The following is a 21679-nucleotide window of genomic DNA, read 5'->3' on the forward strand; positions in this document are numbered from 1 at the left end:
AAACTTTACTATATTAGAGCTATGTAGTATAATAATTTTGCCAAAAAACTGGTTACATAAAATTTATAAACTGGCTACATAAAGTATAACGTAATTAACGCTAAACTTAAAGTTTAAATGATAAAGATTTTTAGGAAGAATCTATGATTTGTTTTAACTGTGGTATTAAACTTCATAAAGGCGAAGATAAAGAGTGTAAAGCATGTGGAGTAAAGTTTGTACATAAATGTCAGGTTTGTAATTCACCAAATCCTGCGATGGCCAACTATTGTTTTAATTGTAGTGCAAAATTGATTAAATCCGACACACAGGAATTGGTCAGAGAATCTGTTTTGTTGTATGAAAGCCGGAAGAATGTGGCGGTTATCTTCGCTGATATATCAGGATTTACTGCTTTGTCAGAAAAATTAGATCCTGAAGAAGTAAGGGAGATCATTAATGACTGCTTTAATTTCATAACAAAACCGGTATATGAGATGGAAGGAACCATAGATAAATATATCGGTGACTGTGTTATGATCCTTTTTGGGGCAAAATACACACATAGTGATGATCCATTAAGAGCAGTCCTATGTGCAATGAAGATGATGGACCTTATTAAAGAATTCTCTGAAAGTGTCCTTTCTACCAGGGGGTTATTCCTGGATTTAACCATTGGAATAAATTATGGCCTTGTTGTTACAGGAGAAGTAGGAAATTATTATGATAAAGATTATACGGTAATGGGAGATATAGTGAATACTGCCCAGAGACTGCAATCCAGCGCCGGAAAGGGAGAAATACTTGTTTCTGAATCGGTATATTCCGAGACCAGGGATATGATTCAGTATTCATCTGTAAAAGAAGTAAGAGTAAAAAATAAGGAAAATCCCGTAAGATGTTATCAGCCCTTAGCTGTTAACAGAGATTACCTGCGTAAAAGAAATACTTTGTTTGTAGGCAGGGAAGAGGAGTTTGGCCAGTTTAATACAATATATAATGATGCTTTAAACAGCAGTGTACAGTGTATTATGCTGATAGGAGAAGCCGGCTCGGGAAAAACAAGGCTCATAAAGGAGTTTATTTCCAGGGTAGATAATAGTGTTAAGAAAATATGGGTTGAATGTAATTATTTATATCAAAACAGGGCTTATTATGCCATAGCAAATGTACTGGCAGCTATAATGAATATTAGTATTAGCGATACCAACAGCATGAAGCAGCACAGGCTTATTTCATTTCTGGATTATATCCTCTATGATTCTAGCAGTGAAGAGATAGAAAGATGCTATAATTTTCTTGGGATGATATTGGGTTTGGAAAAAGATGCGGATTTCAGAAATTTACTGGAAACCATGAGTTTTGAGAGTATAAACAGGGAATCATTAAAGCAATTGCTGCTGTTTTTTAACGGAGTACTCAGAAAAAATAAAATAATGATTATTATTGATGATTTGCAATGTGCCGACAGCAACTCAATAAGGCTAATAAAGGGGCTTATAGAGAATTTAAAAGGTACAGGTATAATATTTATACTTTCTTCAAGATTTAAAATTGATGGCCTGGAAAACTTTAGCCGGAAAGGGATTTTTCATACTATAAACCTAAATGGACTTGATCTTGCCAATATGAAGAAATTTGCAGGAGCTTTGCTGGAATGCAAAGAAATTGATAAAAAACTGCTTAATATTATTGCTGACCTTACCGGCGGAAATCCTTTATATATTAAAGAGCTTATATCCAGTATGAAAAAATCAATGAAATTAGAAATTACTAATGGGAAAGCCTCAATCAACGTCGAGGATTTAAAGTCTTTCCTTGATGGCATTAACAATCTTGACAGTATTAATAGCCTTATTTTGTCAAAATTATCTGATCTGGACTATAAAACGAGGATAATTCTGCAGGCTGCCTCAGTAATAGGTAAAGAATTTGACCTTTCTTTAGTAAGTTATCTTTTGGATCATGAAGTAATGGAAAAGGATATAACAGGATTACCCCTCCAGCAAAATATTATTGAAATAAAAACTGCTTATACACCTGCCAAGACTATTCAAAAGGTCTTTGCTTTTACACATGAACTGGAACGGGAAGTGATATACGAAAGTATTTTGAATAGAGAAAAAAAGAGACTTCATAAAAAAGTTGGAGAATATATTGAAAAAGTATTTTCAGATGATATTGAAAACTATTATGAAATTGCGGCTTTCCATTTCCATAGAGCAGGGCTGGATAAAAAAGCTGCTAATTACTATTATAAAAATGCAGTTAAACAGAAAGATGATTTTAACTTTAGCAGCGCTATAGAATATTTCGAAAAATTTATAGCTATTAATGCATCAAATCCTGAACAAAGTCAAAATGTTTCAAATGCATACAGAGAAATGGGATATATGAGTTTAATTACGGAAGATTATGATAAAGCACTGGGATACCTTAATAAAGCAATTTCTTATACTAAAGATACCGGTGACAGGCACCGGATTAATAAAATGATTATTGAAGTATATAAACAAAAAGAAAAGTTTGGAACACTAAAAAGAATTCATAGCTAGCTTTAAGGTAATTCTTTAACCAGTCAATTTTAACGAATTGCAAATTTCCCCGCCTTTTCATTATATATCCACTATATCCAGATATCTTTTCATCCATGATAATGTAAATTTTTTGAAAATTATACATATTATTTAAAAAAATACTTGATTTATTAGCAGAATATGGTAAAATAATGTCGTATTATATATAATTGTAATTTTTTACATTAATTTCTAATTAATAAATGCCATAGTTATGATATACGGGGACAGTAATATGAATTGCGGGGAAATGTTTCAAGGAAAGTATAAGATAATCAGGATTCTAGGGCAGGGAGGAATGGGTAAAGTATACCTTGCCGAAAATATAAGATTAGGCACCTTATGGGCAATTAAAGAAATACAATTGGAAAAAGTAAAAGGCATAAATGTTCTTGCTGAAGCAAATATATTGAAAAGGCTTAATCACCCAGCTCTTCCAAGAATATTTGACATTTTTGAGGAAGATAACAAAATTTACATAATTTTTGACTATATTGAGGGAATATCCCTTGAAGATAAGCTGAAGGATGATGGTAAATTTTCTGAAAATACTGTAATTGAATGGGGGATACAGATTTGTAACGTACTAATTTATCTTCATTCAATAAAACCCAATCCTATTATTTACCGGGATCTGAAGCCATCAAATATTATACTTACCCAGGACGGAAGCATTAAGCTTGTTGATTTTGGAATAGCCAGAGAGTATAAAGAAAATGCTGATAAAGATACTGTTTACATTGGTACAAGAGGCTATGCAGCTCCGGAACAATATGGAAAGGGACAGACTAATCCCAGGACAGATATATATAATTTAGGGGCTACCCTTCATCATCTTATTACAGGGAAAAGTCCTGCCGAACCCCCATTTGAATTTAAACCTGTGCGTTTTTATGACAATAGCTTGTCAGAAGAAATTGAATTTATAATAGCCAAATGTGTAAGGAATAACCCGGAAGAAAGATTTGCTACTGCGGAAGAACTATTGGAACAGTTCATGAAAGTTAAGAATATTAGGGAATTTTCCTTGTACTATCAGCAAAATGGAATGAACAAGCAGAATAAGGATTTTGGTAGAAGCTCTTCGGGATTCAGAAAGCTTGTATTTACAGTTTGGGATAATGCAGAATTCGGTTGTGAGTTTGCATATCTTGCTGCCAGGTTGACAGTATACAATATTATACTGGTTGATTTAGACCTTCTTGCCCCAAAAGCTGATCTTTGCCTGAATGTAGGAAAAATTTCAGAAGGAATAACCAGAGAGGGGCTTGTAAGTGATTCCAGTATTGGCATAGCAATGGATTTCATAGATAGAAACTGTCTTGATGGAAGCCTTATAAAAGAGATTTCAGTAAAGAGAAGAGAACTGAAAAATCTATACATTTTGACAGGTAACTATAATATTGAAAACTATGAATATTTTAGCGACAGCAGTCTGGAAAGACTGATAGAGAAATGCTATCAGAGTTTTGACATTACTGTATTGCTGGTAAACAGATCAATCTACGATTCTTATACAGTTATCTCTTTATTAAAATCCGATTATAACCTTGTACCGGCAAGAGCTGATGTGGACAAACTCAGGGAAATAAACAGCCAGCTTGTATTCTTAAAAAACAAGCAACGTATAGAGTTGGAAAAAACAAAAATAATAGCCTTTGAATATGATCCGGCAGTGAATTTAAGCAGAAGCGCCTTAGAAGAATTAACTTCAAACAATTACTTGGGAAGTATAAGATATAGCGTCAGGAGGGCAAAGTACAGGAATCTGAAATTATGTTATGCAAGAAGAATGGAAAAGGAGGTAATGGATGATTATAAAAAACTTCTGTGTAAGTTTTCTATAATACCAAAAAAATCAGGCTTTGAGCGGTTAAGAGAAATATTAAAGGTGGGCTTTGTTAAAAAGAGATTTCAAATTCAGTTGTAAAAGAAGGGGGAGAGAAATGCCTGTAGTATATTCACATCATAGGTTAATAGGAAATGACAGGTTTTTAGAATATGATAATGTAAATAAAAAAATAAATGCTATAGTTTCCAATATTACTTTTGATATATTAAAGGATTCACCCGGTCTTGTAGCGGAAGTTGCAAACGGCAATGTGGAAAGACATGTCCTTGAAAAAGAGATAATAAAAAACATTGACAGGAATAGGTACCATTTAGGTTTATACAGGGAGGAGCTAATAAAAAAAGTATTTGACTTTATGTTTGGGTATGGGGAGCTCCAGCAGTATATAGAAGACCAGGATATTTCAGATATTGATGGTACCAGGTACAATGAATTTGTCGTAAAAAGAAAAGGCATTCGTGAGAAAATAGATGTGAATTTTGGCAGTGAAAAAATATTTGATACATACTGCAAACTTATCGCAATAAGAAATGGGGGCATTCTTAACGAAAATGACAGCCATTGCCGGGTTACTGATGAGAACTACCGTCTTAGAATAAACGTTTCAATCAGTCCAAGAAATGCAAACGGGCCTTCAATAAGTATAAGAAAGCACAGGAAGAACAGCTATACTATTCAAGATTTAAAAAAGTTGGGAATGATAGATGATTCTTTAGAGGAATTTATAAAACAGCTTGCTTGTTCTGACGCAACCATTCTTTTCTGTGGGAAAGGTGCGGCTGGAAAAACAACTCTTTTGAGGGCATTTGTTAACATACTTCCCGAAATGGAAAGGGTTCTCATTGCCGAGTCAGATACAGAAATATATCCTGACAAACCTTACTGCATACAGCAGAGAATAAAAAAGCAGAATGAGGGTGGACGCCCTGTAACGTTAAAAGATCTGGTAAGAGACGGACTTACCATGTCTCTGGATACATATTGCATAGGAGAAATAGTGGGAGAGGAAGCCTGGGAATTTGTAAAAGCTTCTTTTACAGGACACAGAGGGATAGCCACGCTGCATTCTGAAAGTGCGGAGGATGCTTTTGGAAGGCTTCTTACGCTTTGCCAGGGAGCTGCTCTGGGTGAAAGTGAAAGAACCATTAAAGAAATAATGTCAAAAAGTATAGACGTTATTTTTTACCTGAGTGAATTCAAAGTGGTAGATGTACTGGAGATAGTGGGTTACCAGAAAGAAAAGGACCGGTTTGTTTTTAACAGGTTATTTCTGCTTGATAACAGGTACGGGGATAAAAATGGCTGTATTTTAGGAAGTTTTATAAAATGTAATGACCCGGGAGAAAGATTAAAAAGAAAACTCACTCCAAGAGGTAAAGGAAATGAATGTACTGGCACTTGTGGTTAATTCACTTTCACTTGCAGGAACCACCGTAATTCTTTCTATTCTAATAATCCAGACAATAGATATTAACAGATTGGTTCATATGGGTATTGAAAAACTCAGCTCAGATTATCATGAAAGAAGAATCAGAAGAACAATAAAAAATTATGTAGGGACTTTGAAAGTTAGAATAAGTTTTATGGAAAAAATAGAACTCTATTTAATAGAGAAGTCCAATATACGAAAGTATATACCTTTTGTAAATTCCTATGTTTTACTATTTTGCTGCTTAATTATATTTATAATTACTTTCCGGTTAGTGTATAAGGCTTTATTATCTGTAATTGCCGCAGGCATAATATGTATAATTTTTTCCTTAATCCCGGTTTTTGTATTGGACATTTTAGGCAGGTATAATTCTGAGAAAGTACGCAGGAAACTTGCTGAGTTTATCTCTATACTAAACAGGTGGTGTGCAGTAAAGGAAGACATTTTCTATGCTTTTGAGAGATCTCTCGGGTCAGGACTTCAGGAACCGTTGAAATCGTTTATAAGGGATATGATTATTCAAATAAACGGAGGAGTAGAGCCTTTAACTGCATTGGAAATATTAAGTATGAAGGTTGATAATGCCCAGTTCAGGGATTTTATTATCAACATCAAACAAAATGTCAGGTATAGGGGAGATATAAGGGTGCTTCTTACCAATATGGAGAACCAGTTTTATAAGATTGAGGAAGAATACAGCCGAAGAAAGATATCAACTTATAAAGACAGGATATTAGTGTACTGTACCATGTTTGGTGTTTTAATTACCGGATATTATTTTCTTAATATTAATCCGAAGGTAAAGGAGTTTTATTTCGGTACACCGGAGGGAAGAAATTTACTGATACTTTTTAGCCTTTTATTCGCAAGCGGATTTTTTCTGGCTTTCAGGATTGCCAAATTCAAACATTAGAGGTGATTCTGTTGGAAGTACTGCTTCAGTTTGCAAATATGCACAGATATTTTGTCATCATTATTCTATTTTTTAATTTCATGTTATCAAGTTTAATAATGAAGAAAATGCAAGTTCATTTTAACAGGTATATTTATGAAGCTTTAGGAGGGAGGGATGAAAAGAAAGCCTTGCATGTAATATATATATCGGTTTTCAGGGATATATTAAGCAGGTATGAAAGGAGGAGCAAAAATTATGGTTTCTATAAAAAAATAGTAAATAAAATGAAAAAATCAGGATATAGTTACGAAAAAGCACCGATGATATACTTTGCACTAAAATTCGTTCTTCTTCCCCTGCTATTCATTGCATTTTTTATTATTAATTATCCGGATATTATAAAAGCTGCAGCAGCCACAACCGTAATATTTATTATTATGGAACTGGTTATATTGGCCAGGAAGAAAGCGCATAATTTAAAGCTTCAAAAAAATATATACAAGATATACAAATATCTTCATAACCAGATCTCTTCCGGTGTAAGGGTGACAGATGCGGTAAAGACCGTGTATGAAGTTATAGAGGATAAAAAACTTAGAAATATTCTCATAAGGCTGGCTGCAACCTATGAGCTTACTCTTGATATTGATAAAGCTCTTGGTGAATTTAAATCAAACTACGACACACCAGAATCAGAGACCTTGTGTGTGGCATTGAAGCAGGGAGTGCTTACAGGAGATAACAGGGAGCTTCTTGCAAGGCAGGAAGATATAATGTTCAACAAATATTTTTATTATATACAGGCTGAAACAGATAATTGCAGGTTTAAAAGTGCTGCGGCTGTAGGGCTATTCTGCTCAGTTATAGTAATAATGATATTAATTCCTATGATAATGGATGTTACTGATGCTGTAAGAAGGATATTTATCTAAAATCTTCACTTCTATAAGGTGGAGAGGATCAAAAAAAGCAAAAATAAATAAAAAGGAATTTAAGAAAGGTGGTCATTATGTCAAGGTTTAAAGAAATCAAAAGATATTATAGTTTAAAATTCATGAATTTTATAAAAGGCAATGGAGGCTTTGGGTTAAATGAATTTTTAGGTATTGCGGCTGCATTGATAGTTGCTGCGCTGGTTGTGATACCGGGGCTGAGAGGATTTAGTGAAGATGTAATGACCGGGCTTAAAACCTGGTGGGACAAAATAGCTTCCAGAATTTTTCAGGAAAATACTACTGCGTGGTAATAAATGTCGGCTAAAGCAATTATATTTTCAATATTGTTAATTATAATCATAACCTTTACTATAAGCACTGTTGAACTGTTTTTACCTCTGGCAGCCAGGGCGGATATGAATATGCTTTGCAGAAAGTGCCTTTTACAGATGGAGGTAAATGGAGGAATGTCCCCGGCCATTAAGGATGAGCTCTATCAGAAGCTTGCGGCAACAGGCTTTAAGGATATTGTGATACAGGGTACTGAGAATGCAGCTTATGGCAATGAAATTAGTTTAACGGTAGAAGCCGGCTACACCTACAGCAGAATAGAAGCGCTTTTTACGAGAACCGAAGTTGTACAGAGAATGAGATATAAAGGAACAAGCCTGTCAAGAAAGGTAGTTAATTAATGAGAAAACTCAATAAAAAGTTTATTAGCAAAAAAATCATTAATACTACAAGACAATTTAAGGGAAAATTATGTTTAAAAGAGTTAATGTCTTAGGTATAAAAAGTTTACCACTCAAAACAAACAACAGGGGAGGGGCAGTGGGGGAAGTAATAATTGTAGCGGCTATAATAGTTTTCATACTTTTTCCGATGATTTCAGCAGTAATTGAAAGATATCTGATAAATATCAAATTACAAATTATAAAAGACGCAGTTGATATTACAAATATATCTACCTATGTTTCCATTGACCCGGAATATTTGGGAAGGAACTTGGTAATCCATGATCAATCAGAAGTATGGGAAATTTATAGCAAGCTATTATCAAGCAACCTTAATTTAAAAGAAGATCTTTCCCCGGAAGATAATTCAGTAGCAGAGGAGAAAGTTAAAGTAGAATCTATTATCATTTATACCGGGGATAACCCTGAAAAATGCCCCTTAGGTACTGATATCAGGCGTCCTGGAGTGCACAGCCTTATTACTGTTCCGGTGAAACCTTCACTATACAGCCAAATCATTCTGAACCTTATGGGCAAAAATTCCATTGAATTAAGAATCCACGTGGATTCGGAAGTTCCGGTTAATAACTAGATGGAGTGGTTAGTTCAATGAAAAAAATAAATGTGATTTTGCTTACCATCATACTAGTAATAGTTCTACTTATAGTAGAGATAATAATTGTAAGAAGTGCTGCAGAATATGAACCTGAGATAGAGGTGGTATTTGCAGGAGTTAAGATTCCTGAAGGTACTCCTATTACGCCTGATATGCTCATAAAAAAGAAAATTAGTATTAGTTATGCCCATAAGCAGTCAGTAAGAAATATTGAGGAAACTGCATACAAAAAAGCGAAAGTAGACATTGAAGAAGGTGAAATGCTCCTTAACGGGAAACTAGCGGATTTAGAAGAAATGGATCAAATTGTTATTATGGACAGAAGCAACAGGCTCTTTTCAGTTGAATTTAAGGGAGATCAGGCTAACGGTTGGTGGTTGAAGGCAGGACAATATGTAGATATAATATTTGTACCTAATGAAAAAGGAAACACAGAAGCGAAGGGTATGCAAAAATCCGTAGAGAAGCTTAAAAATGTACGAGTAGCTGCGATTATTGATGAAAAAGGAAGACTGGTAAAGGATACTGAAGGGACAGCTCTTCCAAGATATATATCCTTTGAATTAAGCGATGATCAGTGTGATTTTCTGGCTTATGCAAAGGGAAACGGGAGACTTGAAATTTCAGTAATACCTGAATAAAATACTATGCCAGAGGAATTTATAAATTGCAAAAAATACTATCAGGAGGCTTTATTATGGCAGATATAAAGTTTGAGATTATAAAAAATATAGGAGTAATTAGTGAAGGTACTAAGGGATGGAAGAAGGAAATTAATATAGTGAAATGGAATGACCGCAATCCTAAAGTTGATATTAGAGATTGGGATGAAAGCCACACAAAAATGGGAAAAGGAATTACCTTAGACAAAGAGGAGACAATTGAACTTAAAAAAATACTGGACAAATTCGATCCTGAGGAATTGGAAAGTTAGGCTGACTTAGGAATCTTGCAGAAATCCTCCTCTTTTAAAGGAAAGGCAAACTCCCTTCGCTCGGGGGTTCAGTGGGGGACTTGTAATCCCCCACCGAACGATGTACAGGTTTTAAAACAGGTATGTCATTAGTAGAAGAATATATCATCTTGTAGATACAAAGCTTAACATGACATTATTTTTTTATCCTGAAGTGACTACTATTGAAATTTCAAATATCACATGATAATTTATATATATAAATATACGACATATATCAAAGGAACAGAGTTAAGCGATAAAGATCTGAATTTATCTTATAAGTCCATCTAAAAGATATTAGATTGGGAGTTTTGTTATGAATAAGAATATACTGCCAAAAGCATGGGAGAGTCTGTTAAAATCTACAAGCTATCTTCCTGTAATTGTTAAAACCATAGAAAGGATACATGATGCTACCTGGTCAATGGAGCCCAATATTCATGATAACTTTGAAATGGTGTATATAAAAAAGGGCAGTACTGTTTTTGAAATTGCCGGAGAACCTGTTCCTTTAGGACCTAATGATATAATCATTATAAAGCCCAGGCAGTATCATAAATTTATTGTAAAGTCCAAAATGGCCTGTGAATTTATAGTATTAAATTTCACATTTGAGAATCAACAAAACGAAGGAGTTTCTGAGATCTCCCTGGAAGATTTTCTTAACTTTGTAAGCAGCCGGGAAACAGGTGCTTATATTACTATGAAAGTAAGCCAGAAGAATGAGATTATTACAATTCTAAACAGAATACTTGTAGAAAGACAGAGTAATGATATCGGCAGTGAATTCTTAAACCATTTACTGGTTCTGGAGCTTTTTGTCCTTATTTCCAGGGCCCTTAAGATGGAATGGGAAAACAGCATAAAAAATAAAAGTCCTAAATTAAAAGAGCTGATACATGCTGCAGTAAACTTTATAAATAATAATTTTGAAAGGGATATTTCTCTTGGGGATATTGCAAAATATGTGTTTTTAAGTCCCAGTTATTTTACGAGGGCATTTAAAGAAGAGATGGGAACAAGCCCAATAAATTACTTATTAAAGGTAAGAATAGAAAGATCAAAGGAATTGCTGGTAGAGAGTGATGAGAAAGTTGGTGAAATTGCTCTTAGTGTAGGTTTTTCTAATCAGCAGAGGTTCAACGAATTATTTAAAAAACATACCGGCATGACTCCCCTTAAATATAGAAAAACATATAAACGTTAATTTTGTTATAATATCACGGTAAATATCGGGAAGAACTTGAACCACTCATATTCTATAATTTCACTTACAGAAAATTAATATGTATTAATTAATCATTTAATATTTTTTATTTTTGTTTTATTTGTATTTGTTTTATATATGCCATATATGCAATGTATTCGCTATATTCGCTAATTAATATTGCATAATAATTACGAGAGGGGCATAATGAAATTTGTATATGGAATAATTAAACTATTTAGGATATAAAAGGAACATAATTTAGTATTATTTAGATGATATTCAAAGGAGGTGCTGTTACTGTTATGGGAATGACGATGACACAGAAGATTCTTGCAGACCATGCTGGTCTTGACAGAGTCTTGCCAGGACAGTTAATAAAATCAAAAGTTGACATGGTATTAGGTAATGATATTACAACACCTGTAGCAATTAAGGAGTTTAGAAAAATTGGAATAAATAAAGTTTTTGATGTTGAAAAGATAGCCATAGTACCTGACCACTTTACACCAAATAAAGATATAAAATCAGCTGAGCAGGTTAAATTTATCAGAGAGTTTGCCCGGGAAATGGGCATTGTAAATTTCTTTGAAATTGGACAGATGGGAGTGGAGCATGCCCTGCTTCCTGAAAAGGGGCTTGTTGTGTGCGGAGATGTTGTAATAGGAGCGGATTCCCATACCTGTACCTATGGGGCGCTTGGAGCTTTTTCTACCGGTGTAGGAAGCACGGATATGGCAGCCGGAATGGCTACAGGAGAAGCCTGGTTTAAGGTACCGGAAGCAATAAAATTTATTTTAAAGGGCAAACCCGGGAAATGGGTGAGCGGTAAGGATATTATTTTGCATATAATCGGTAAAATAGGTGTGGATGGAGCACTTTATAAGTCCATGGAATTTGTTGGGGAAGGTTTAAAGTACCTGTCAATGGATGATAGATTTGCAATGGCAAACATGGCTATAGAAGCTGGTGCTAAAAATGGAATTTTTGAAGTTGATGAGAAAACCCTTGAATATGTGAAAGAGCATTCAACTAAACCATATAGAATTTTTAAAGCTGATGAGGATGCAGTATATAGTGAAATCTATGAGATTGAACTGTCACAAATTAAACCTACAGTTGCTTTCCCACATCTGCCTGAAAATACCAGAACAATTGATGAGGTGGGAGATATCAAGATTGACCAGGTGGTAATTGGATCTTGCACAAACGGAAGGATTGAAGATTTAAGAACCACAGCGGAAATATTAAAAGGTAAAAAGGTTCATCCTGAAGTCAGATGTATTATAATTCCTGCCACTCAGAAAATTTGGAAGCAGGCTATGAATGAAGGTTTATTTGATATATTTGTAGATGCTGGTGCCGTGGTAAGTACTCCTACCTGTGGACCATGTCTTGGAGGCCATATGGGCATACTGGCTAAAGGAGAAAGGGCAGTAGCCACAACCAACAGAAATTTTGTAGGAAGAATGGGTCATCCAGAGAGTGAAGTATACCTTGCAAGCCCTGCAGTAGCAGCTGCATCAGCAGTTATGGGTAAAATCGCTTCACCTGAGGAAGTTTTGAACAGTACAGGCAAGGGGGGAGAACAGTGATAGCAAATGGAAAGGCACTAAAATACGGAGATAATGTGGATACAGACGTAATAATACCTGCAAGATATTTAAATACTTCAGAACCATCAGAACTTGCCATGCATTGTATGGAAGATTTGGATAAGGAGTTTGTGAATAAAGTTCAAAAAGGGGACGTTTTGGTTGCAGGGAAAAATTTTGGGTGCGGTTCCTCCAGGGAGCATGCTCCCATAGCATTGAAAGCATCTGGTATATCTTGTGTCATTGCTGAAACTTTTGCAAGAATATTTTTCAGGAATTCTGTAAATATCGGCCTTCCTATTATTGAGTGCCCCGAAGCAGCAAAAGATATTTCAGAAGGTGACCAAATTAGCATTAAATTTGATACAGGAGAAATAACCAATATTACAAAGGGTAAGGTATACATTGGAACTCCTTTTCCGGATTTTATGCAAAAAATTATAAAGGCTGACGGATTAATCGGCTATATTAAGGAAGAATTGAAAGGAAATAATGGATAAAGGAGGCCTAAAGCGTGGCAGAATTTGAAATTACTGTATTACCGGGAGATGGTATTGGTCCTGAAATTATCCGGGAGGCAATAAAGGTAATTAATGCAATAGGAAGGAAATATGGTCATAAATTTGTTATATATGAAGAATTAATGGGAGGATGCGCCATAGATGCTTATGGAGAGCCTCTACCGGCAAAGACGCTTGAACGCTGCATAGCAAGTCATGCGGTTCTGCTTGGCGCCGTAGGAGGGCCTAAGTGGGATAACCTTCCGGGAAATATTCGTCCTGAAGCGGGACTTTTGGGAATTAGGTCAGCTCTTGGGTTGTTTTCTAATCTGAGACCTGCTTTAATATATGCCCCGTTGAGGGATGCTTCACCTCTGAAAACGGACATTATAAAGGATGGTATAGATATTCTGATTGTCCGTGAACTGACAGGAGGCATATACTTCGGAGAAAGAGGAAGATATGTTTCTGAAGATAAAGGCGAATGCGCATACGATACAGAGAAGTACAGTGTTTTTGAAATTGAGAGAATAGCGAGGGTTGCTTTTGAGGCAGCAATGAAACGCCGCAAACTCCTGACATCAGTCGATAAGGCAAATGTTCTTGAAAGTTCCAGGCTGTGGAGAGAGGTTGTGGAAAATGTTTCAAAGGAGTATCCTGAAGTAACCTTGAACCACATGTATGTAGACAATGCGGCTATGCAGCTTGTGAGAAGGCCTGACCAGTTTGATGTTATAGTAACCTCAAATATGTTTGGAGACATATTGTCTGATGAAGCTTCCATGATAACCGGGTCAATAGGAATGCTTCCTTCAGCCAGCCTGGGTAGCGGTACCTTCGGTTTATACGAGCCGATTCACGGTTCTGCTCCGGATATTGCAGGACAGAATGTAGCAAATCCCATAGCTTCAATTCTTTCAGTAGCTATGATGATGAAATATTCATTCAATCTTGATGCCGAAGGAAGAGCAATTGAAAAAGCAGTCCTTAATGTCCTTGAAAAAGGATATAGAACCAGGGACATTTCATCAGATGGGAAAACAGTAGTGGGAACAGACAGTATGGGAGATCTTATAGTAGAAGAATTAGAGAGCATAACATAGTAAAAAATAGCTTCGTAATAATATCGAAATTTCGTAATAATATCGAAATAATATTTAACATCTTCCCTATACTAATTCTATTGCGGAGCTATAATAAAATAGGAGCTGGCATAGTTTTTTGTCAGCTCCATATATTTTCAAATCCTTTTTAAAATTTTTCTTAAATTTTCCCGACCTTTATTTTTTAAGTTTGCTTCAACATTATTCTTCTACAGTGCAATTTATAAAATATTTGAATCCGAAGGCTATTTTCTGTTTCTGAATTGGCAGAATTTCTAATATTGATGCCTTCTTATACCCTTTGTTTTTGGCATACTTTTGTATCTACATAAGCTATATCAACCAATAGATTCTTAAATATCAAAATAAATCGGTAAAATATTGTTACTCCCTTAATTTATGCCAGGGTTGATATAGATGTATTTTTTAGACGTGCAAAAATAAAATGCAGTTAACCGAAAAGAAAATTGATATAGAAAATAAAGAATATATTGTAAACTTAGAACAATACTAAAAAAATGTTAAAGTATAAAGTATTACTATCAATAGTTATATCAAAAGTTATTGCAAGTTACATCAAAGGTTTATATCGTAAACTGTATTAATAACAGAAACAGTACAAAAAGTTTATACAGAAAATTATATCAAAAGTTAAAACCAAAAATTTTATCAGGAGTTAAGTCAAGAATTATGTCTATATTTTTGATATTTTTCCTACAACTTTTCCAATAATAATAATTTCACTTAAATAAAATGATTCTTTTCGTATAATACTATTATCTGCTTTTAGTATTATTTTTTTTTCTTGGCCATTTACTGTATAATATTTTCTTAATATGATGCGGTCATTGTAAAAAATTAGAGCTATATCCCCTTCGTTTAATTTATATTCCATTTTAATTATGAGAATATCTCCCGGACAGATATTGCTTTTTAACAGATCATCGTTGGGACATCTGATAATAAAATGATTGTTATCATTCTCAACAATTTCCGAAGGCAAAGGCAGATACTGGTGTATATTATAAATATCAAATAGATTGTCTATATTGCGTTTTGTAATTTTTTTTATTTCAGGGATAAATACTGGTTCACTATACAAAGATGCATCCCGGGGGACCAGCTGTATTGAGCGGGCAATACCTACCTGCCTCTTTAATGCTCCTTTTAATTCCAGCCTGTTCAAAATTCCCTGAACAGCTCCTGGAGTTTTTTCTCCCATCAGTTCGCCAATTTCTCTTACAGTAGGAGGAATACCATTGGATCGGATATAAGACTCAATAATCATGTAAACTTTTTTTTGTTTTGATGTTAGACTGTCAAAGTTAAAAGACATAAAATCCTTCCTTTCAATAAATAGATGGATCAAATCCAGTATTTAAGCCAATTTTGCGGTTTTTTAATTAACATAATTACTAGATAGATTATAGTGTATCAAAGTTAATACAGTTTTTCAATTGATTTAAGATAAGTGTAAAAATTTAACACAATAATAAAGGTTTCCTAATAATTTTCAATTTGACAGGAAAATATATAAGTACATTGATAGATGTGGAAGTACATTGAATATGTAGTATAAAACATGACAATAATATTACGGGGTGATATAAAATATGGCAAATACAAGTGATTCATATGAAAATAGAATAGTATCAAAAGGTTCAGTTATTTTACTTATTGTTGTAGGGTGGATTTCCGCAATCCTGTCTCTTTTTATATATCCTTTTATTTTCGGACTGGTAGGTGTTATATGCGGGATACTGTCAACTAAAAGTGGCAGCAGAACGGGACTTGCTTTAATAGTAACCAGTATAATATTTATGGCTATAGGGCTTATTTACAGCGGTGTAATTTTAAACTATACTAGGCATTTTTTAGGGATATAAATAGTGCTGGCTGTTTTGCGGAGGCTTTAGATGAAAGAAAAAGTAAAGGGAAATCTGTTAGTTATCGGCGGAGCTGAGGATAGAGAAGGAGAATGCAGGATTCTTAAGTATTTTGTTGAAATCTCAGGAAAAGAAAAAGCACGTCTTGCAATACTTACCACTGCAAATGAAAACCCTGATACTGCAGGAAAAGAGTATTTTGAAATATTTAAGAATATGAATGTGGAAGATATTCAGATACTAAATATTCATCATAGAGATGATGCAAACTATTATGACTATGTGGAAATAATTAATAATGCCACAGGTATTTTTTTTACAGGAGGAGATCAACTAAGAATAACAAGTATTTTGGGTGGTACAAAAGTACATGATGCTCTTTATAATTCATATCAGAGAGGAGTAACTATAGCAGGAACAAGCGCGGGAGCTTCAGTCATGAGCAGCACCATGATAATTGAAGGTGACAGTAATGACCCTGCCAGGAAATGCACATTAAAAATGGCTCCGGGACTTGGTTTGCTGGAGGAAGTAATTATTGACCAGCATTTTCATCAAAGGGGAAGAATAGGGAGGCTCTTGTGCTCAGTAGCAGAGAATCCATATATGCTTGGAGTTGGCATAGATGAAGACACTGCTATTAGAGTATATCCTGATGGTTATTTCATTGTGATTGGATCAAATTCTGTCACAGTGGTAGACGGCAAATCTATAAAAACTTCAAATGTATCTGAACTTCAGCCAGATGAAATCCTGGCTATAAGCAATATAACACTTCATATGCTTCCCGAAGGTTATGGATATGATTTAAGAAGCAGGGAAGTAAGGGAAATCCAGAAAGCGGAGGGCAAAAAGTGAAAATAAACAATATACAAAGTCTTACAGGCAGAAATATTTATTGTCACAGGCCTGTAATAAAAATGACAGTAGATATAGAAGAATTTCACAATGTGACAACAAAAGATATAAAAGGATTAAAAGAAAAATTAATTGATTTTTTCCCAGGATTAAAGAAACATTATTGTTCTCCAGGATATGAAGGAGGATTTATAGAAAGACTATCTGAAGGGACCTACGCAGGACATGTTATTGAACATATTGCTCTGGAACTTCAGAACATGAATGGATATGATGTATTTTTCGGGAGAACAAGGGTACTGGAAGAACCTTCAATATATAATATCGTATTTGAATATAAGAATGAAAAGTTAGGGCTTGAAAGTGGAAAAGCAGCTGTTGAAATTATAGATAAGCTTTTCAGGAATGAAGCAGTCGATATGGAAAAAATATTAACAGACCTAAGTATACTGGCTGTTGAGTTTGAACTTGGACCCAGTACCAGATCTATTTTTGATGAAGCCGAAAAAAGAGGCATTCCTGTAACAAGAATTGGTGATGACAGTATGCTGAGACTGGGATACGGTAAATATTCCCGATTGGTTTCTGCATCTCTTACAGATGTTCCCAGCTGCATTTCTGTGGATATAGTGGGAAATAAACATCTTACAAAACAAATATTAAGCAGTTACGGTATACCTGTACCTTATGGCCATATAGCTTATTCAGAAGATGCTGCAATAAGAATAGCAAAAGAGATAGGTTATCCGGTCGTAATAAAACCTTGCGATGTTAATCAGGGCAAAGGTGTAACCTTGAATATATTTAACGAAGAACAGGTTAGAATTGCATATAAAGAAGCAATAAAATACTGCAGAGCAGTTATAGTTGAAAAATTTGTGGAAGGGACAGACTACAGAGTGCTTGTGATAGGAAATAAAATAGCAGCTGTATCTGAAAGAAAGCCTCCTATCATAACAGGGGATGGAAAGCATACTATAAAAGAGCTTATTGAAATAGAAAATAGGAATCCGGCAAGGGGAGAAGGGCATGAAAAACCCCTTACAAGAATTAAGATTGATTCTGTAGTTCTTCAGACACTATCAGTACAGGGAATAGATGAAAATTATATTCCAGCTGCAGGTGAGAATGTAGTTCTTCGGGGCAATGGAAATCTCAGCACCGGAGGAACAGCCAGGGAATGCACAGAGGAAATACATCCGGATAACAAAGAAATGGCTATTAAGGCTGCAAAAGCAGTGGGATTGGATATTGCAGGAATAGATATTAAAACCCCTGACATATCTGTTCCAATCAACGAGAATAATGGAGCCATCCTTGAGGTAAATGCCGCACCTGGCTTAAGAATGCACCTCTATCCTTCCGAAGGAAATTCCAAAAATGTTGCGGAAGATATAGTAAATATGTTGTTTCCTGAAGGAAGCCCTTGTTCCATACCTATTGTATCAATAACAGGTACTAATGGAAAAACCACCACCACAAGGCTTGTAAGCCATACTCTTGCTTTGTCGGGACTTAAGGTTGGGATGACTTCCTCAAGCGGGGTGTTTATAGGCAATGAATGTATAGTTAGAGGTGATTGCACAGGAGCTATCAGTGCGGGTTTGGTACTGGCTAACAAGGAGGTTGAAGCAGCTGTTCTTGAAACCGCCCGGGGGGGTATTATTAATAAAGGCCTTGGTTATAATTTGGCCGATGTCGGAGTAATTGTGAATATAAGTGAGGATCATTTAGGTCTGGATAACATAAACACTTTGGAAGATCTGGCTTTTGTAAAATCATTGGTGGTAGAAGCTGTAAAACCCGATGGTTATGCAGTAATAAATGCTGATAATGATATGTGCCATTATTTTCTAAAAAGAGTAAAAAGTAAACTTATTCTTTTCAGCAAAAATAAAAATAATCCTCTTATTGTAAGGCATATAAGATCCGGAGGAGTTGCAGTGACCGTTAAAGATGGTCTTATGAGCATATATGACAACACAAAAATTACACCTGTGGTAGCTGTTAGCGAAATTCCTATAACCATGGGAGGTATTGCAGAATTTAATGTTGAGAATTCACTTGCAGCGGTATCTTCTCTATATGCGTTAAATATTCCCATTTCAATAATAAGAGAGGGCTTAATGTCCTTTAAGTCTGATATTGAAAATAATCCTGGCAGGATAAATATGTTTGACATGGATGGATTTAAAATTATGCTTGACTATGGGCATAATCCAGCGGGCTATAAAGCGGTAATACAGTATTTACAAAGGATAAAAGCCAATAGATATGTTGGCATACTGGGAATGCCAGGGGATAGAATGGACAGGCATATCAGAGAAGTGGGAGAATTATGCAGCAAGGCATTTCACAAATTTTACATTAAGGAGGACAGATGCCTTAGAGGAAGATGCCCGGGAGAAGTAGCGGATATTTTATATGATTCATTAATAATAAAGGGTGTTGATAAAAACAGAATTGAAATAATTTATTCCGAAACAGAAGCCCTGGAAAAAGCTATCATGAATGCTGAACCTGGAGATTTAATTGTTATGTTTTATGAGAAATTTGAGCCTGCGGTAGAAATAATACAAAAACTTAAACAAAGTAAAGTCAAAAAACCTTTAATTCATAAAGAAACTAAGGAATCAGGGACAAACAAAGAATATGCTGCGATGATCTGAGGAAAGGGGACACTCCGAGGGAAGGGGACACTCCTGTTTTTTTATCAAAAAAATTTTTGTGTTGATAAGGCCTTGACTATTGAGTGGCTCTCTTACCCCAAAATATGCTGATAGTGCAGGAGTGTCCCCTTTTTCTTTGAAATTTGAGTTTACTTATGAACCTTATAAATTTATAATAATAGTGTAAAATACCATTTGAATTCAGTTCAACATTGTCTGTAGGACAGGGCTTCTAATCGGAGGTGAATATTTTGTAATGATAGACCTGTACTATTATATACCGATTAATGATGTGGAATATGTTGTTGACTGTGGATTGAAATTATCAAAGTGGTTCGACAGGGAAGAACTTATTGAAGGTCAATACAAAAAATGCATTACTGCCCTGCTAAATCCGAAGGACGATATTGAAAAATATAATTCAGAACATTTAGTATGTGTTAAACTGGAGGTTGAGCCTGAACATTGTTTTGTAGGTGATAAATATCTCTTTAATACCGGACTTCGAGATCCTGAGATAATGATTTTATACAGAGAGTCGATAATTCCTGTAAAGGATTATATTTTTGGTTCCTACAGACTTCCTGAGTGTCTTGTTACAACTACTGTTATTGGTGGAAATATCAGTATCCTTAACAAAAACATTGACTCACCTGTACTTTTTAATAATTCTGAAGAGCTTTACATAAATAATATTTTAGAATATTATAAGGAAACAGAAGAAGATTTTTGTAACACCGCACTTTATTACTATCACATGAAACTGGTGGAATGCGGAAAATTTAGGAAATTTGAAGATGTAAATAACAGAACAACCATATTTATTGATAATTTCTCAGGAAAACCTTTCATATTCAAAGTTCCTGATTTATCATACTATTGAGGAGATGCTGGTGAAGGATTTAATCTTAAAGAAATTAAAACAAAACTTGTTTCATTTTGTTTCAGGAGAGACATTAAGCCAGGAATTGAATGTTTCAAGGACAGCAATATGGAAGCATATCAAAGATTTAAGAAGTGAAGGATATGTAATTGAATCCTTTCCTAAAGTTGGTTATAGATTAATATCTGTGCCGGATGTTCTTGTGCCTTCTGATATATCCGAAAACATGAATACAGAATTTTTAGGTCATGAAATACTTTATTTTAAGGAGATAGATTCTACAAACAATTATGCAAAAAAGATTGCTTACGAAGGGTGTAAAGATGGAACCGTTGTAATTGCTGAAAGGCAAACTTCAGGACGAGGAAGGCTTGGACGCACCTGGGAGTCAGATAAGGGAAATGGAATCTGGATGTCTGTTATACTAAGGCCTGATATATCTCCTGAAGCTATTCAATTAATTACTCTTGCCTCATCAGTTGCAGTTGTTGAAGCAATAAAAGATACCACAGGTATAGCTACAGGAATAAAATGGCCTAATGATATACTGCTTGATGGGAAAAAACTGTGCGGAATATTGGTTGAGATGAGTTCTGAAATGGACAGAATTAACTTTGTTGTAATTGGAATAGGAATAAATATTGGCCAGGATAACCGTGATTTTTCAGAGAATTTAAGAAATAAGGCTATTTCGCTTAAAAGCTACATCTATCAGAATAATATAAATATTGAATTTACGCGAAGTATGATAGTTGGGAAACTTTTAACTAAGATTGAGAAATATTATAATTTTATTTTAAAGGGAAGAACAGAAGAAATAATACAAAATTGGAAAAAATATTCAGTTGTTCTGGGAAAAGAAGTCGTTGTTTCAAGCAGAGATGGAGATTTCACAGGTATTGCCGAAGATTTAACAGAGGAGGGTAAACTTGTGATCAGATCTTTTGATGGTGTTACTCAATTAATTTTATCAGGTGAGATTTCTCTGAAAAGCTATTAATTAA

At 34.8% G+C, this 21679-nt stretch carries 20 protein-coding genes; 19 read left to right on the forward strand and 1 reads right to left on the reverse strand.

From position 1 onward, the window contains the following. The first annotated feature begins 143 nt into the window (after positions 1 to 143). The 14 genes from GXX20_10215 (at position 144) to leuB (ending at position 14379) form a co-directional block, all read left to right on the forward strand. Entirely contained in the window at positions 144 to 2534 is a 2391-nt protein-coding gene (locus GXX20_10215; GenBank protein HHW32027.1) for an AAA family ATPase, read from the forward strand. 256 nt (positions 2535 to 2790) lie between these two features. Further along, positions 2791 to 4485 (forward strand): protein kinase, encoded by a 1695-nt coding sequence (locus GXX20_10220; protein ID HHW32028.1) that lies wholly within the window; start codon positions 2791 to 2793, stop codon positions 4483 to 4485. A 16-nt stretch (positions 4486 to 4501) separates the two neighbouring features. Then, a complete protein-coding gene (locus tag GXX20_10225; protein ID HHW32029.1) occupies positions 4502 to 5815 on the forward strand; it encodes a CpaF family protein in 1314 nt (437 codons plus the stop codon). After that, positions 5790 to 6752 (forward strand): hypothetical protein, encoded by a 963-nt coding sequence (locus GXX20_10230; GenBank protein ID HHW32030.1) that lies wholly within the window; start codon positions 5790 to 5792, stop codon positions 6750 to 6752. Before GXX20_10225 ends, GXX20_10230 begins: the two co-directional genes overlap by 26 nt. A gap of 11 nt (positions 6753 to 6763) precedes the next feature. After that, complete coding sequence (locus GXX20_10235; GenBank protein HHW32031.1) at positions 6764 to 7666, forward strand: hypothetical protein; 903 nt, start codon at positions 6764 to 6766, stop codon at positions 7664 to 7666. A 77-nt stretch (positions 7667 to 7743) separates the two neighbouring features. Further along, positions 7744 to 7980, forward strand: a complete 237-nt coding sequence (locus GXX20_10240; GenBank protein ID HHW32032.1) for a hypothetical protein — start codon at positions 7744 to 7746, stop codon at positions 7978 to 7980. A gap of 3 nt (positions 7981 to 7983) precedes the next feature. Next, a complete protein-coding gene (locus tag GXX20_10245) occupies positions 7984 to 8361 on the forward strand; it encodes a hypothetical protein (protein HHW32033.1) in 378 nt (125 codons plus the stop codon). Between the two features lie 139 nt (positions 8362 to 8500). Continuing rightward, the gene (locus tag GXX20_10250; GenBank protein HHW32034.1) at positions 8501 to 8995 is read left to right on the forward strand and encodes a hypothetical protein; all 495 of its coding nucleotides are present in this window, start codon (positions 8501 to 8503) and stop codon (positions 8993 to 8995) included. A gap of 17 nt (positions 8996 to 9012) precedes the next feature. Continuing rightward, positions 9013 to 9660: a hypothetical protein gene (locus GXX20_10255; GenBank protein ID HHW32035.1), complete on the forward strand. Its 648-nt coding sequence runs from the start codon at positions 9013 to 9015 to the stop codon at positions 9658 to 9660. A gap of 56 nt (positions 9661 to 9716) precedes the next feature. After that, a complete protein-coding gene (locus GXX20_10260; protein ID HHW32036.1) occupies positions 9717 to 9953 on the forward strand; it encodes a hypothetical protein in 237 nt (78 codons plus the stop codon). A 337-nt stretch (positions 9954 to 10290) separates the two neighbouring features. Next, positions 10291 to 11181, forward strand: a complete 891-nt coding sequence (locus tag GXX20_10265) for an AraC family transcriptional regulator (protein ID HHW32037.1) — start codon at positions 10291 to 10293, stop codon at positions 11179 to 11181. 305 nt (positions 11182 to 11486) lie between these two features. Then, positions 11487 to 12776 carry a 3-isopropylmalate dehydratase large subunit gene (gene leuC, locus GXX20_10270; protein HHW32038.1) on the forward strand — a complete coding sequence of 430 codons (1290 nt, stop codon included), beginning with the start codon at positions 11487 to 11489 and terminating at the stop codon, positions 12774 to 12776. Next, a complete protein-coding gene (gene leuD / locus GXX20_10275) occupies positions 12776 to 13276 on the forward strand; it encodes a 3-isopropylmalate dehydratase small subunit (GenBank protein HHW32039.1) in 501 nt (166 codons plus the stop codon). Before leuC ends, leuD begins: the two co-directional genes overlap by 1 nt. A gap of 14 nt (positions 13277 to 13290) precedes the next feature. Further along, the gene (gene leuB / locus GXX20_10280; protein HHW32040.1) at positions 13291 to 14379 is read left to right on the forward strand and encodes a 3-isopropylmalate dehydrogenase; all 1089 of its coding nucleotides are present in this window, start codon (positions 13291 to 13293) and stop codon (positions 14377 to 14379) included. Between the two features lie 694 nt (positions 14380 to 15073). On the opposite strand, the gene GXX20_10285 is transcribed toward leuB, so the two are convergent. Then, positions 15074 to 15715, reverse strand: coding sequence for a LexA family transcriptional regulator (locus tag GXX20_10285; GenBank protein HHW32041.1), 642 nt, complete (start codon positions 15713 to 15715; stop codon positions 15074 to 15076). 277 nt (positions 15716 to 15992) lie between these two features. Between GXX20_10285 and GXX20_10290 the strand changes: the two genes are divergently transcribed. From GXX20_10290 to GXX20_10310, 5 genes are all read left to right on the forward strand, one after another. Next, a complete protein-coding gene (locus GXX20_10290) occupies positions 15993 to 16265 on the forward strand; it encodes a hypothetical protein (protein HHW32042.1) in 273 nt (90 codons plus the stop codon). 30 nt (positions 16266 to 16295) lie between these two features. Beyond that, positions 16296 to 17123, forward strand: coding sequence for a cyanophycinase (locus GXX20_10295; GenBank protein ID HHW32043.1), 828 nt, complete (start codon positions 16296 to 16298; stop codon positions 17121 to 17123). After that, positions 17120 to 19792 carry a cyanophycin synthetase gene (cphA, locus tag GXX20_10300; GenBank protein ID HHW32044.1) on the forward strand — a complete coding sequence of 891 codons (2673 nt, stop codon included), beginning with the start codon at positions 17120 to 17122 and terminating at the stop codon, positions 19790 to 19792. The genes GXX20_10295 and cphA overlap by 4 nt, the downstream gene beginning before the upstream one ends. A gap of 256 nt (positions 19793 to 20048) precedes the next feature. After that, positions 20049 to 20675, forward strand: coding sequence for a hypothetical protein (locus tag GXX20_10305; GenBank protein ID HHW32045.1), 627 nt, complete (start codon positions 20049 to 20051; stop codon positions 20673 to 20675). Between the two features lie 10 nt (positions 20676 to 20685). Beyond that, positions 20686 to 21675 (forward strand): biotin--[acetyl-CoA-carboxylase] ligase, encoded by a 990-nt coding sequence (locus GXX20_10310; protein HHW32046.1) that lies wholly within the window; start codon positions 20686 to 20688, stop codon positions 21673 to 21675. Positions 21676 to 21679 lie beyond the last annotated feature (4 nt).

The sequence above is a fragment of the Clostridiaceae bacterium genome, assembly GCA_012840395.1.
In the GTDB taxonomy this organism is placed as follows: Bacteria; Bacillota; Clostridia; order Acetivibrionales; family DULL01; genus DULL01.